Raw genomic sequence first — 13,602 nt, 5'->3', positions numbered from 1 at the left:
TAAAAGCTTAAAAATATAAGAAAGAATAATCTATAATATAGGAAATAAGAAGGAAGGCACTTAGGGGGTAAATTACTTGTTAGATATGGTTAAGTATTGGTTTTGGTATGATTGGATTATGTTTGGAATCCGTCTACTTGGTAGTGTGTCAATCATTTTAGCTACATTAAATTTTCAGGATGGTTTAACATTACCACTTTGGATTATTATTCTTTGGGAGGTTGTTGCCTTCTCTATTCCATGGGCAGCCTTACTGTTCAATTACAAATACTACTTGTTCACAGAAATACTGCTATATGGCGGACTATGTATATATTTAACCTCTTTATTTCCAGAAGCTTACACTTCATTTCTTATATCGGTGTTTTTTATCGCAGCAAATAGTAAGCATTTGTCCTATTATTGGACAGCTCCAACAACAGTTTTTATAATAACTGGAATTTTCTATGCGGTTGCACCAAGTAATAGCTATTGGATTATGGTCACCTACTACGGACTCGTTTATGTAATGGGGTTCGCTTTTCATTTATTAATCGTCAATCATAAGCAAAATGAAGCGATTTGTAAACAAAACGTGGTACTTGAGCAGTATATGTCTCAGATCGAACGTATTACACTTGCAGAGGAACGAAGCAGGCTGTCTAGTGAGCTTCATGATACAGTCGGCCATGCTTATACTTCCATTATTTTGGGGATGGAAACATTGCGTACCGAGCTTGTTACCGAAATGGGTATACAGAGGCTAGATTCTCTGCTTGAAATGGGACGTAAAAGCATCGAGGACGTGAGAGGTTACCTACATCAAATGGAGTCTCCGTGTCAATCGCTTTCCTTGATTCAATCTCTACAAAATCTTGGAGCTGAATTTCAGGAGTACGCTCGGGTGAATGTAAGCTTTCGAGCATTCGGAGAGGAATACCAACTGTCTCGGCAAGCGAGGATAGCGTTCATTCGTTGCTTACAAGAGTCCCTTACGAATGCAGTACGTCATGGTCAGGGGAATGAAATTATAGTTTCATTGCATTTTGAACAACAATATACGAGGTTGGAAGTGCAAGATAATGGAAAGGGAAATGTAGAATGGCAGGAAGGCTTCGGTATTAATGCGATGAAAGAGCGGGCAATGAATTTGCAAGGTCAATTGTCTGTATATACAAAGCCAGATGAAGGAATGCTTGTTACATGTACCATACCTAGACAAACTAAAATAAAAGATGGACTTATCCGTTTGTTAATTGTCGATGACCAGCCATTTGTTCGGGAAAGTTTAAGTACACTACTCGACAAATATGAAGATTTAAATGTAGTCGGTTTGGCTGAAGATGGCGTTCAAGCTATCGACTTGTGCGGGCGCGTTCAACCCCACGTTGTACTTATGGATTTAGATATGCAGCACATGGATGGAGTCGAAGCAACCAAAAAGATTAAGCAACAATGGCCACATATCCGCGTATTGATTTTTACAACGTTTCAGGATACGGAACAGGCGTTGGACTCGCTTCGTAACGGTGCGGATGGTTTTTTACTTAAATCTGTTGAAACGTTGGAACTAGCTAATACGATCCGACTTATTCACAGAGGTGGGACACTGATTGATCAGGGAATGTCTCACAAAATATTTGAGAAGTTTGATGAGCAAAACGAGACACCACAATCAAAAGCAACTGCTTATGAGCTAACAGCCAGAGAGATAGAAATATTGCAGCTAGTAGCAAAGGGACTCCGATACACTACCATAGCTTCAAGGTTATATTTGTCGAATGGTACGGTCAGAAACTATGCTTCCGCGGCTTACATAAAGTTAGGAGTGCGTAACAAGGAAGAAGCTGTCCTTAAGGCTCTAGAAATCGGAATTATTGAATGAGAAAAATATTTGTTGTTTCTTTAGGATTAAGTGGGGGAGCACCACATCACAATCAAGCTAAGAAAAGTAAATACCCTAAAACGGGAAAATTGGCATCGCCAGGTGAAAATGTTCAATTATTGTAATGTTCATTGCTTTCTCTGGAAAAAGAAGGTTTCTTTTCTAATTCAACTAAGGACGCGTTAGTTGTACAACAATAGAGGATGTTCAAAAATGATCGTCCTTTATTTCGCTAAATGGCAGATTAGTAGTTTAATTGTAAAGTTTCACAAATAGGTATTTTAATATTTGTGAATTGTTTCATTTTTTAAGAAATAAGTAAGAATAAAGATAGGAAAATGAAAGATTGAAGAGCTAATCTTTGTTTATAAACTATAGAGGATATGAATAGATTCAAACATTTCTATCAAGATATTTTAAGGAGGAAGAGATGAATAAAAAAATTATTTTTGCAATCGCAACTGCTGCCTTTGCATTGACAAATTTTCTAGGCACTACTTATGCTAGTACAAAAACAGAGGTTTCAATAAATAATATAAGTGCACACGAAGGTATTAAAAATGACCTGAGGAATGTTAAATGGCTTGAAAAGCATTCAAAGGCTATTAAAACGACGATCCCTACTGAGTCCATTCAAGATCTGAAACATCTTAATGAAATGGTCGGTTCAGCATCGATTGTAGGTCTAGGTGAAGCAACTCATGGAGCCCATGAAATTTTTACAATGAAGCATCGAATTGTTAATTACTTAGTTTCAGAAAAAGGATTTTCAAATATAGTTTTAGAAGATAATTGGGATAATGCATTAATGCTTGATAAATATGTTCTTACGGGTAAGGGGGATCCGAGTAAATATCTAAATCCTGTCTTAAATACGAAAGAAATCGTAAACATGTTGAAATGGATAAAAAATTATAATGCAGATCCAAATCACAAAAAGAAAATACGTATCATTGGAATGGATATACAAACAGTAAATAAAGGTGTTTATGAAGAAATAAAAAGATATGTAAAGAAATATAGTCCTGACCTAGTTCCTAGTCTAGAAGAAAAGTTAAATGGACTTATGCTTGTTACAAAGGATCTTAACACGTTCAGTAGTCTACAAAAAGAAGAAAAAGAAAAATATATTTCAGATGGTAAGCAAATAAGTACGTTATTAGAGCAGAATAAAAGTAAATTAAATGGAAATTCAAAAGAATTTGCTTGGATTCAACAACATGCTCGAATTATCGAGCAGTTTACAACAATGACAACTGAAATGCTAGAGAACCCCTCTGAATTTTATTTGAAACACGATATAGCAATGTATGAAAATGCAAAATGGACAGAAGAACATTTAGGGAAAACAATTGTTTGGGCACATAATGGACATATTTCTAAAACGAATATGTTACCATTTGTGTATCCAAAAATGTCAGGTCAGCATCTAGTTGAACATTATGGAAAGAGGTATGTAACAATCGGAACGTCTGTCTATAAAGGGAAATATAACGTTTATAATACTAACGATGAGTATGGGCCTTATGGGGAATTGGACACAAAAGATTCAAACAGTTATAACTACACTTTAGGAAAAGTCAAAAAAGACCAATACCTTATTGACCTGCGTAAAGCAAACGGCTCGGTAAAAGCTTGGTTAAATGAACAACATCCAATATTTGCTGGTATTACAACTGTTGGACCTGGTTTTCCATCTACAGTTGATATTAAGTTGGATCAAACCTTTGATATACTTGTACAAATCCAAAATGTAAGTCCGACTCAAATAAATAAATAATTATATAAGTTGTTTGAGATAAAACGTTTAATTTATAAATAATCCTTGGGAACCGAAAATGAAGTGAACCCACTCTTTTGGATACCAGTTCAAAAGACTACCCATTTTATTACAACAAAGCAACATACCGATTTTCTAATGATGAAGCAGACTTTGTTGTAACACTTTCTCCCACCTATGGTGAAGTGAAAATTCAAGTGTCCAGATGTGGTTCAAATATTTTATTATCACTTATAGATTTAAAACGGGTAGAAAAATTTGAAATAACATCAGATAAAAAAGACCAATCAAGTGTACTGTTAACGGTTATAAATGAAGAAACTCAGCAAATGATAGAAATAGATTTTAAACCTTACTTTAAACAGATATTTAAAGAACACCTAACTAGATAGGTCAATTATTAATGATGGAAAATTAATTATCTTATGCAACTGATATGAACGAAACTGTCAACCCACCATACCCAAATGTTTTTAAATGGTGTTTCATTCAGCTATGAATAGAGTTATTCCTTGTTCAACTTATAAACTAAATATCCTTTCGGATTTAGGATACAATTCTAAAAGTTGAACAAGGATACCTTAAAAACTTGGCACGAAGGCAAAAACGTTGACGGTGGTATACAAACTGATATGCGTGGGTTGGTTACCACATTTCACTCCATCCGTCACGGAGCTGCCTCGGACTAACGGCGCACGTTCAGTCCCTAGACCTAGTGCATAGTTGCACATGAGGGTTCTCCTTCGCCTCAGCAGCTCTTTTTCTTATGAGTTAAAGGGGCTGGTTTGCGTAAGGTAATATGTGGAAATCATACAAATTATATGTTTATATTAAACTGTAAGATACAAAAAATTCAAGGAGGTACTTCTATGGAAAGAACTATACTTTATACAATAGAACCCCCTGAAAATTTTAAGCAATTACTAACCTTATATGAATCTTTAGGATGGAATTCACTTAAATTAACAGTTAATGATTTGAAACAAATGTGCAATCAAAGTTGGTATGCAATTTATGCTTTTGATGAACAACAGTTAGTGGGTATGGGACGTGTTATTTCAGATGGTGTGATTACTGGAATTGTATGTGGAGTGTGTGTACTACCGAGCTACCAGTCCGAAGGAATCGGCAAAGAAATGTTGAATCGAATAATTGAACATTGTGAGCAAAATCGAGTAATTCCTCAACTTATGTGTGTAGAAAGTTTAAAATCATATTATGAAACTTTTGGATTTGAGAAGTTTACCATTGGTATGACAAAGAATATAAATCGATAAATTTAATTTATTGTCTAATTAACGGATGTTTAGTTCATTAAGGAACCCAATAAAATATATGGTTATAATAAGAGTTGTTTTGTAACTCTTTTTTTGTATTACCATTTAATTGATAATAGGTTAATAAACATTTTGGAGGTAACTAATGAAAAATAAACAAGTTGATTGTTTTTTTTGTTGTCCGATGTTTGGAATTCTAGTACCTTACTAATGTTGTTCTTTTGTGATTTTTAAGCAAAACGGGCGCTTAATTGAATAAGGATCACAGAAATCCTTTTTTATAAAGTTACAATTGTTAAGAAAAGAACAATAAATAAATATTTGATTATTTTGAAAATTCGTGATAATATTTACGCATAAAAGAATCAATCGGCAATGGCGCCTGTTTCAATAGCTAATAACGAGCTATTGGGCAGGCGTCTTTTGCATTTTCAGGGGGGATAATATGAGTAATAGAACCAAATTAAAAGCTTTATTTGGCATGATCGTTATTTGCTTGTTTTTGTATGCTTCCTTAGGAGAGGCTGCAAGCGGAAAAGCAGTTTCGACTCCGCAAAATAGGGAGGGCCATTGTATTCAAGTGTTGGATAAAGGGAAATGGGCTCCTGACACCTATAAGTCTGTTCAAAACCTAATTAATAAGCATGGTGCTGGAAGTACAGGATACGATCCAAATCGAAAACCTTATGTTGTTTTTGATTGGGATCATACGAGCATCATGAATGATACGGAGGAGGCCCTCTTTCTTTATCAAATTGATCACTTGGCATATAACATGCAACCGGAAGAGTTTTATGAAGTGATCAAAAAGAATGTGCCGAATGGACCCTTTTCACACGAGTTTAAAAACCTTCAAGGCAATGAGGTCACTCTTAAGGAAATCGCCGATGATCTGAAGCGCGATTACGAATTTCTTTATTCCAACTATAATGGGATGAATGGAAAAGAGAGGTTAGAAACGCTTCATTCAACTGATCAATTTAAAGATTTTAAAGCGAAAATGTACTTTCTTTATGAAGCCATTGGGGAAACATACGGTGTTGAAATCGGATATCCATGGGTGCTTTATTTATTTGCCAACATGTCGACCGAAGAAGTTCAGCAGCTTGCAGAGGCTTCAAATGATTATAATTTAGGGGCGGAAATGGCATCAGTGACGCTTATTAGTCCTGGGTCAATGTTAGGAAAAGCCGGTACTGTTCAAGTTACCTATACAACAGGACTGCGTCTGGCCTCGGAAATCGCAAACTTAATGCATACTTTTATGGAGAATGGGATTGACGTTTTTGTTATTTCGGCTTCGATGGAAGAGGTGGTGGAGGTATTTTCGTCAAATCCAAAATACGGCTACAACGTTCCAAAGGAAAATGTCTTTGGGATGAGATTAAAAAAGAAGGAAGGAATTACTCAAGCAGAATATGAAGACAATTGGCCGATCACTGCTAGAGAAGGTAAGGTGGAAGTGATCGAACACGCCATCTCCAAAACGCGGGGCGGATACGGTCCGATATTCGTAGCAGGAGACAGCAGCACAGATTATGAAATGCTGACAATAAAGAGTTTGAAACTCGGTTTAATTATCAACCGCCTCAAAACAGGTGATATCGGCAAGCTTGCGAAAACAGCCGCAGAACGGATGGGCAAAAACAACCCGAAATATGTTCTCCAAGGAAGAAATGAGAATACAGGCTTATGGATACCGACTGAATACACGATCAAGCTTGGGTCAAATGAAGAAAAATTGTTGACGAATCCATAAAAAGATTCGTCCAGGGAGATTCAGTCAACCTTCTATTGTTTCGTGTATTGAAGGTTCACTTGCTTACTTTGAAGCAGAACAAGAAGTTGGTTCACCTCCAAAATTTTTACTGAAAAGGTAAACATAAAAGTTACTTCTTCTTATGCAACTTCGGGGCAGGTTTGTTCAATAAGGGACTTGGGAGTACAATCTGCTAAAATAGTTAGAAATAAGCAGGGAAGGATAAAGTAAATGTGTGGAATCAATTTCATTTTGGCTAACACCTATAAAGAAGCGTATAAGGAAGAAACATATGTAGAATTTGAAGAGGGAATACACTCATATCTTTTAAGTAAGGAAAAGGACTCTAATAATGAGTTTGGTTTACTTCTAAATCTTAATATTTATGGTGAAACGATATGGTATAGAGACGAGATTAATGAATTAATAGGTATATGTGATGGCGTAATTAATAAATATACAGGGGCGGACAAAGAACAAAAAGTTAGACGTTTTGCTAAAGAGTTAAAGTTTCTTTGCATAGAAGCGTTACAGCGAAAAAAACATATATTTGCCATAGGTGATTAGTTTTAAAAAGTCTTAAACTTGGTGCGTTAGCTCAAAATCGGAGCTGTCTTTAAGGCAGCTTTTTCTTATGTCACTAACGGGGCAGGATAGTTGCATAAGAAGTAGTAAAATAGAGTTGATAAAAGATTGTAATCCCTCATCTTATATTGCTTATAAATGGTACAATTGGGGAAAAGAGGTGTGAGTATGAGGAAATTATTATGGAGTTTAAGTTTGGTTGTCATCATTGTGGCGTTAGGGGGATGTTCAAGTTCCTCTAAAACTTCGGGTTCTCCTGAAGCAAAAGACGTTGGCTATCAAATAGTAGAGTCCGGTGGATTAAGTGATAAACGAGCTGTATTGGATAAAGATAATGTCAAAAAGATTGAAGACATTATAGCAGATATCAAATGGGATAAAACAGTATCAGTTGATAAAGGTAGCAAAGAAGATGCTGTATTTTGGTTTATAGACCAAGATAACAAGGAAGGGCAAAAATATAAGGTCTGGTTTAACGAAACTGGCTCCGCAGACGTGCAAGATGGAAAGCAAGTAGGCGGCGTTTTGGAAGGGAAAGACGGTGAAACATTATCCTCTATTTTCAAACTTAATGATCAGAAATAAAGAATAGAGAAATATTAACCTAACAGGTGTGTTAGCTGAATATCAGAGCTGTCTTTAAGGCAGCTTTTTCTTTATGCAAATATCGGGGCAGGATAGTTGAAGAAGGATAGAAGTATAATAAGGTTATTAAATAGAATATTAATACGAATAATTTAAGTTTAAGAAAGGTATATTATGCTCAATATTTTAACTTTATTTTTAAGTTATTTGATTGGTTCAATTTCATTTGCTTTAGTTGTCGGTAAGCTATTCTATAAAACCGATATTCGAGGTTACGGCAGTGGGAACCTTGGTGCTACCAATACTTTTAGGGTTCTTGGAAAGAAAGCAGGACTAATTGTTGCAATTGCTGATTTATTAAAGGGTACATTTGCTTGCTTACTTCCCCCAATATTTAATTCTACTGTTAACCCCATTATATGTGGTTTATTAGCCATATTGGGACACGTATTTCCTGTTTTTGCAGGGTTTAAAGGCGGGAAAGCTGTTGCGACATCAACAGGAGTTTTATTATTTTTGACACCTTTAGGTACTTTGACTGGTTCTGTTGTATTTATATTAACTTTGATACTTTCTAAATATGTTTCACTAAGTTCAATGCTAGCTGGAATAGCAATATTTATTTATAGTCTAATATTTGAGGATAAAGTCATTATAGCTCTTTCGTTATTTATTAGTGTTTTAGTGATAATTTTGCATAGGCAAAATATCAAAAGAATTATAAAAGGAACTGAAAACAAAATAGGTATGAAAAAATAATTCTTACAGAAAATACAAGTTATTTCGTAATAGCTAGAGAGCAGATTGTGAAGAGTTGTACTTAAACTAACGGGTGCGTTAGCTGAAGATCGGAGCTGTCTTTAAGGCAGCTCTTTCCTTATGGAACTAAAAGGGCAGGATATTTGAAGAGTGCTGTTTGACCTTTGTTCTACAATTGGGCCAGATAATTGGGCAATAAAATAAGTTATTAGAGTGTCTTTAAACTCTATCATTCTTACAGCGATTTCAGAAATTCTAACATTATGTATTAGAACTTATGTTACTTTATTAATGGAGGTGACATTTGACATTTATGAAAAACAAACCAATCTATGTGGAAATTCCAATTCAGGCAACTATAGACGAGGTATGGCGTATGACTCAAAAGCCTGAACTACATGAACAATGGGATTTGCGTTTTTCTTCTATTACCTATTTACCGAAAAAATCAGAAGATGATCCGCAATCCTTTTTATATGAAACGAAATTGGGATGTGGTGTAAAAGTCGCTGGCTGGGGTAAAAGTATCGGTACGCATAATAAGAAGGATGGTTCAAAAACATCTTCTCTTCACTTTGGTACCGATCAAAAAATTTCGCCAATTTGTGAAGGGAAAGGGTATTGGCAATATATACCGACAGATAACGGAACCACATTTCTCACCCAATATGATTATGATGTACGTTATGGTTTATTTGGACGGCTTTTAGACCTCTTTTTTCGGCCAATCATGGGGTGGACAACAGCTCTAAGCTTTGATGTGCTAAAACGCTGGATTGAAAAGGGGGAATCGCCACGATCACAGTATGTACGTGTCATTATTAACGCTATAGTAACAATGCTCTTTTTCTTTGTTTGGCTTTATCAGGGGCTAGTACCGAAGATGATTGCCAAACATCCTGAGGAAGTATCGATGCTATCTAGTTTAACTTCCTTGGAGGGGACTGCTGCTGTAAAGGGTGTAGGAATAATAGGCGTTCTCGAGATTTTATTTGCAGTGGTTTGGCTTCTTTATCGTAAGAAAAGACATTTACTTGTTCTGCAGATAATTGTTTTTCCAGTATTAACTATCAGTGCCTTAATCGCTAGTCCTTCATTCTCAACGCACCCGTTTAACCCTATTACATTTAATGCTAGTCTGTGGGTCCTTTCCATTATTAGCTTCTTACTAGCAACTGATTTGCCATCGGCAACAAGTTGCAAGCGTACGAGAAAGGGTGAATCATAATGACAATCTACCAAGACCTCTTAGGTGAGGATTTTCAAAGACTTCATCCTAAGCTACAAGAGCGTTATGCCCTACCAATTGATAAACCGTTTAATGGGGTCGGAACGATGTCAAAGATTGAAACGGGGGCTTTCTGGCTAAAACCCTTTTTAAAATTAGCAACACGCTGGAAATTTCTTTTTCCCGAAAACGGGAAGGATGTGCCGTTTTCAATCAAAAATACCTGTAGATCATTGCCGACTGGTGAGGCAGAAATATATTGGGAGCGTACTTTTTATTTTGAAGAGATTACTCGGGATTTTAATGCATTTATGACGGTTGATACGAAGCGTAGAGTTGTGAAGGATTATTTAGGGGAGCCGAGCTTATTTTATTCGGATTTAAAGTTTGTGGTGACACCTGAAGGGCGCATAAACATTCGCTCTGGTCCTCAACGTATCGTTATAGGTAACCTAGAGTTTCCAATTCTTCGGTTATTAGAAGGAGTTGTGACCGTTGAGGAAGGGTACGATGATGCCCGAGAAGTATTTACGATTCAAGTCGATATACGAAACCGAATCGTAGGAAGGTTGATGGCTTATGAAGGCGAATTTAAGGAGCAGACTGTTTAGTTCAATCACCATTGCAGGTGTGTTCTTTTTCATAGCAAGCAGCATTTTGACATCTGAACCCTATTTGTTAATGCTGACAGCTGCACAGTTGATTTTCGTGCCACTTATGCTCCAGCTACTATTAGAAACAAAGAGGAAACATATTATTTTCAATTGGATTGCTATGCTCTCCATCTTTTTATTGCAAGTTGTCCCATCAAGTACAGGACAGATGGTACTCGCTTTCATTTATATGATTTTAACCTTTTTTGTGGCGTGTTATGGGCTAAAGCGATTTTTTCAGCGTGGTTTTACAAACTGGGCAGAAATATCGATTGATATCGGGATGATGTATTTATTTGTAGGCGGACTATGGTTCTATGCTTATATTGCGGGAATTGATACAGGTTTTAGTCCACTAATCACTTGGTTAACAGCTATTCATTTTCATTACTCTGCCTTCTTATTGCCCATATCTCTTGGGTTTTTTGGACGCTTACACGATTCAACATGGTATCGATTAATTGTGCCTATTATTTTAGCAGGTCCCATGCTCGTCGCCATTGGCATTTCATTTTCGCCGTTACTGGAATTCATCTCTGTGTTGCTATACATATTTGCCATTTACACCTTAATCGTACTTGCATACCGAACACGCTTCCTTTCACACTTGCAGACGATATTGATACGGCTATCATTCAGTGCACTAGGCATCACAATCTTATTTTCATTGCTTTATGCGACAAATAATTCGTTTGGACTTTGGTTTGTTAGTATTGATTTTATGCTAAAATTTCATGGCTTATTTAACTGTTTAATTTTTGGCATGTTAGGCGTACTCGGTTGGGTGCTTGAGCCTCCTAAAACGAAGCAGGATGTCTGGAATTTCCCAGTGAGCCAAATTCGAGGTGCGTTAAAAGGAGCAGGCAAGCAACACCCAGGACTAGTGGATGAACTAAGTGATTTTGTTGATATCAAAACTTTACCAAAAAAAATCGTCCATTTTTATGAGAACACAGATCAGTATTGGTTATTTGCTTCTGTAAAATGGGCAACTTGGTTTAAACCATTTGCGGTGTGCTATAAATTGATAAGTACAAAACTACAGCAATTGAACTTGCCCATCTCAAGTAAACGTACTGAAATGACATATAAAATACGTGCTGTTGATCAAACGCTAGATGGGAGAAAAAATCCACGCGCATGGATTCGCCAGGTGAAGGAGAATACCGTATTTGTGGCCATTTATTCTCAGCATAAAACGGAGGGCAGGACGTATATGAATATAGCACTTCCTCTTCCCTATTCGTCAATGATTGGTATTTTACAGCTTGACGCTATCGATGGCTCTCTTATTCTTTCGAGCGAGGGAGAAAGTGACTCTGGAATTTATTTAGCAGCTGGCAAAGCGCTTTTCAAGCTTCCATTATCCGAGCACTTTTTAATTAATGAAACAATTACAGGAATACTAACAGCACATCACAAAATGCGAATTTTTGGCATTCCTTTCTTACATATTGATTACACCATTCATCAAAAATGATGGTGTAGGTTATTGAAGGGTATTAATGCTTATTTGGAGAGATTTAAAGTGGGGAAATCCAATAATTAGATGAATTGGAGGATAATAGTTTTTCTAATTATTTATACAAGAATTGATACGACTTATTCCATTAAAGGGCGCGATTCTTTAATAAGGATCGTATTTCTTATGGAACTAAAGGGGCAAGATAGTTTATTAAGAATTTATCAATATCGAAGTATATATGGTAAAATTAGTAATTAAAAATTGGTGGTGATGTAAATCGAACCTAAATGGCTAGAATGGGCGAAACAACTTCAATCCATTGCACAAGCTGGACTAACCTATTCAAAAGATGTTTATGACTTAGAGAGATTTGAATTAATAAGAAATATTAGCATTGAAATATTGTCACAACAAACAGATATGGATAGGACAGTAATAAAAGATTTATTTGCAAGTGAAACGGGTTATGCAACCCCTAAGGTAGATATTAGGGCTGTGGTCTTTAGGGACAATAAAATATTAATGGTCAGAGAAAATACTGATGGTAACTGGGCGCTACCTGGTGGGTGGGGTGACATCGGATTGACTCCAAGTGAAGTCGCCATTAAAGAAGTAAAAGAAGAATCAGGATTTGAAGTAAAAGCAATCAAATTGTTGGGTGTACTTGATAAGAAGTGTCACCCCCATCCTCCTTCGCTTTATCACGTTTATAAAATATTTATCCAATGTGAAATAATTGGCGGACAACCAATAAAAGGCATAGAAACGAGTGCAGTTGAGTTTTTTGCTGAAAATGAACTACCAACGTTATCAATAGCTCGGAATACAAAAACACAAATTGAGATGGCATTTAGGAATTTAAAAAACCCTCAAGAACCCGTTTATTTTGATTAATCTTTTAATAGAGTTCCGTTCTACCCAGTTGTTGAACTAACAGGTGTGTTAGCTGAAAATCGGAGCTGTCCTTAAGGCAGCTTTTTCTTATGGAACTAAAGGTTGCATAAGCCCTGGTAAAATATGATATACAGATAAAAAGTACGGGGGGGTAAAATGACATCTTTAGTTGTTTGGTTATTAATATTAGTTTTCGGTGGAATTGGTGGAATAGTTATTTGTAGTGTCTTCGAGGGAAATGAAGTGTTTTCTGGCTATGCTGCAATGTTAGGAATGATAATAGCTTTATTAAGCGCTATTTTCTTCCAATTGAATTTGATGCACCGAGATAAAGAATAGTTGTTAAGCAACAGGTGGGTTAGCTGAAGATTAGAGCTATTTTTAAGGCAGCTTTTTCTTTATGGAACTATCGGGGCAGCAGTCCTGTATTAACTGAAATACTAAAAAGTATGTGAAGAAATCTACTTAAACTAACAGGTGCTTTACTTCAATAACAGGGGTTGCTGTGGCAGCCTTTTTCTTACGGAACTAAAGGGGCAGGTTAGCATTCCTGTAGATCGTTAAATATCAGGTTTGAAAAAAATAGAGCCCCTCAGTAAGATACGAGTATAGAGTCCAATCTAACTCAAAGTCTTAAGGAGGAAGCCCTACTATGAATTTTAAAATGCAAGACAAACAAAATCAACTAATAGAAAGAATTTCCGATACACATCTAATTGTAGGTGTGGATATAGCCCAACAATTACACGTTGC

13 protein-coding genes are annotated in these 13,602 nt (G+C 36.2%); all 13 read left to right on the top strand.

Annotated features, from left to right (window positions below; translation table 11 throughout):
• Positions 1-76: 76 nt before the first annotated feature.
• The 13 genes from ACIQYG_RS17470 (at position 77) to ACIQYG_RS17410 (ending at position 13,188) form a co-directional block, all read left to right on the top strand.
• Entirely contained in the window at positions 77-1,864 is a 1,788-nt protein-coding gene (locus ACIQYG_RS17470) for a response regulator (protein ID WP_402840301.1), read from the top strand.
• 430 nt (positions 1,865-2,294) lie between these two features.
• Positions 2,295-3,644 carry an erythromycin esterase family protein gene (locus ACIQYG_RS17465; protein ID WP_402840298.1) on the top strand — a complete coding sequence of 450 codons (1,350 nt, stop codon included), beginning with the start codon at positions 2,295-2,297 and terminating at the stop codon, positions 3,642-3,644.
• A gap of 77 nt (positions 3,645-3,721) precedes the next feature.
• The gene (locus ACIQYG_RS17460) at positions 3,722-4,036 is read left to right on the top strand and encodes a hypothetical protein (protein WP_402840295.1); all 315 of its coding nucleotides are present in this window, start codon (positions 3,722-3,724) and stop codon (positions 4,034-4,036) included.
• Between the two features lie 477 nt (positions 4,037-4,513).
• Complete coding sequence (locus ACIQYG_RS17455; RefSeq protein ID WP_264640770.1) at positions 4,514-4,921, top strand: GNAT family N-acetyltransferase; 408 nt, start codon at positions 4,514-4,516, stop codon at positions 4,919-4,921.
• A 445-nt stretch (positions 4,922-5,366) separates the two neighbouring features.
• Positions 5,367-6,680 carry an HAD family hydrolase gene (locus ACIQYG_RS17450; protein ID WP_402840292.1) on the top strand — a complete coding sequence of 438 codons (1,314 nt, stop codon included), beginning with the start codon at positions 5,367-5,369 and terminating at the stop codon, positions 6,678-6,680.
• A gap of 231 nt (positions 6,681-6,911) precedes the next feature.
• The gene (locus ACIQYG_RS17445) at positions 6,912-7,247 is read left to right on the top strand and encodes a hypothetical protein (RefSeq protein WP_402840289.1); all 336 of its coding nucleotides are present in this window, start codon (positions 6,912-6,914) and stop codon (positions 7,245-7,247) included.
• Between the two features lie 186 nt (positions 7,248-7,433).
• Complete coding sequence (locus tag ACIQYG_RS17440; protein WP_402840288.1) at positions 7,434-7,850, top strand: hypothetical protein; 417 nt, start codon at positions 7,434-7,436, stop codon at positions 7,848-7,850.
• Positions 7,851-8,024: 174 nt separating this feature from the next.
• The gene (gene plsY / locus ACIQYG_RS17435) at positions 8,025-8,609 is read left to right on the top strand and encodes a glycerol-3-phosphate 1-O-acyltransferase PlsY (RefSeq protein ID WP_402840286.1); all 585 of its coding nucleotides are present in this window, start codon (positions 8,025-8,027) and stop codon (positions 8,607-8,609) included.
• 313 nt (positions 8,610-8,922) lie between these two features.
• Complete coding sequence (locus ACIQYG_RS17430; protein ID WP_402840699.1) at positions 8,923-9,837, top strand: DoxX-like family protein; 915 nt, start codon at positions 8,923-8,925, stop codon at positions 9,835-9,837.
• Positions 9,837-10,448 (top strand): DUF4166 domain-containing protein, encoded by a 612-nt coding sequence (locus ACIQYG_RS17425; RefSeq protein WP_402840283.1) that lies wholly within the window; start codon positions 9,837-9,839, stop codon positions 10,446-10,448. Before ACIQYG_RS17430 ends, ACIQYG_RS17425 begins: the two co-directional genes overlap by 1 nt.
• Entirely contained in the window at positions 10,417-11,970 is a 1,554-nt protein-coding gene (locus ACIQYG_RS17420) for a YndJ family protein (RefSeq protein ID WP_402840280.1), read from the top strand. Before ACIQYG_RS17425 ends, ACIQYG_RS17420 begins: the two co-directional genes overlap by 32 nt.
• A gap of 261 nt (positions 11,971-12,231) precedes the next feature.
• A complete protein-coding gene (locus tag ACIQYG_RS17415; RefSeq protein WP_402840697.1) occupies positions 12,232-12,849 on the top strand; it encodes an NUDIX hydrolase in 618 nt (205 codons plus the stop codon).
• A 156-nt stretch (positions 12,850-13,005) separates the two neighbouring features.
• On the top strand, positions 13,006-13,188 hold the full coding sequence (locus ACIQYG_RS17410; protein WP_402840277.1) for a hypothetical protein: 183 nt from the start codon (positions 13,006-13,008) through the stop codon (positions 13,186-13,188).
• The last annotated feature ends 414 nt before the right edge of the window (positions 13,189-13,602 follow it).

This window comes from Peribacillus sp. NPDC096622 (assembly GCF_044762665.1).
In the GTDB taxonomy this organism is placed as follows: Bacteria; Bacillota; Bacilli; order Bacillales; family DSM-1321; genus Peribacillus; species Peribacillus frigoritolerans_B.
This window is presented reverse-complemented; position numbering and strand designations above follow the sequence as displayed.

Coding starts and splice junctions, on each gene's coding strand:
- ACIQYG_RS17465 (WP_402840298.1), top strand. CDS start 2,295: ATGAATAAAAAAATTATTTTTGCAATCGCAACTGCTGCCTTTGCATTG.
- ACIQYG_RS17455 (WP_264640770.1), top strand. CDS start 4,514: ATGGAAAGAACTATACTTTATACAATAGAACCCCCTGAAAATTTTAAG.
- ACIQYG_RS17450 (WP_402840292.1), top strand. CDS start 5,367: ATGAGTAATAGAACCAAATTAAAAGCTTTATTTGGCATGATCGTTATT.
- ACIQYG_RS17445 (WP_402840289.1), top strand. CDS start 6,912: ATGTGTGGAATCAATTTCATTTTGGCTAACACCTATAAAGAAGCGTAT.
- ACIQYG_RS17440 (WP_402840288.1), top strand. CDS start 7,434: ATGAGGAAATTATTATGGAGTTTAAGTTTGGTTGTCATCATTGTGGCG.
- plsY (WP_402840286.1), top strand. CDS start 8,025: ATGCTCAATATTTTAACTTTATTTTTAAGTTATTTGATTGGTTCAATT.
- ACIQYG_RS17430 (WP_402840699.1), top strand. CDS start 8,923: ATGAAAAACAAACCAATCTATGTGGAAATTCCAATTCAGGCAACTATA.
- ACIQYG_RS17425 (WP_402840283.1), top strand. CDS start 9,837: ATGACAATCTACCAAGACCTCTTAGGTGAGGATTTTCAAAGACTTCAT.
- ACIQYG_RS17420 (WP_402840280.1), top strand. CDS start 10,417: ATGAAGGCGAATTTAAGGAGCAGACTGTTTAGTTCAATCACCATTGCA.
- ACIQYG_RS17410 (WP_402840277.1), top strand. CDS start 13,006: ATGACATCTTTAGTTGTTTGGTTATTAATATTAGTTTTCGGTGGAATT.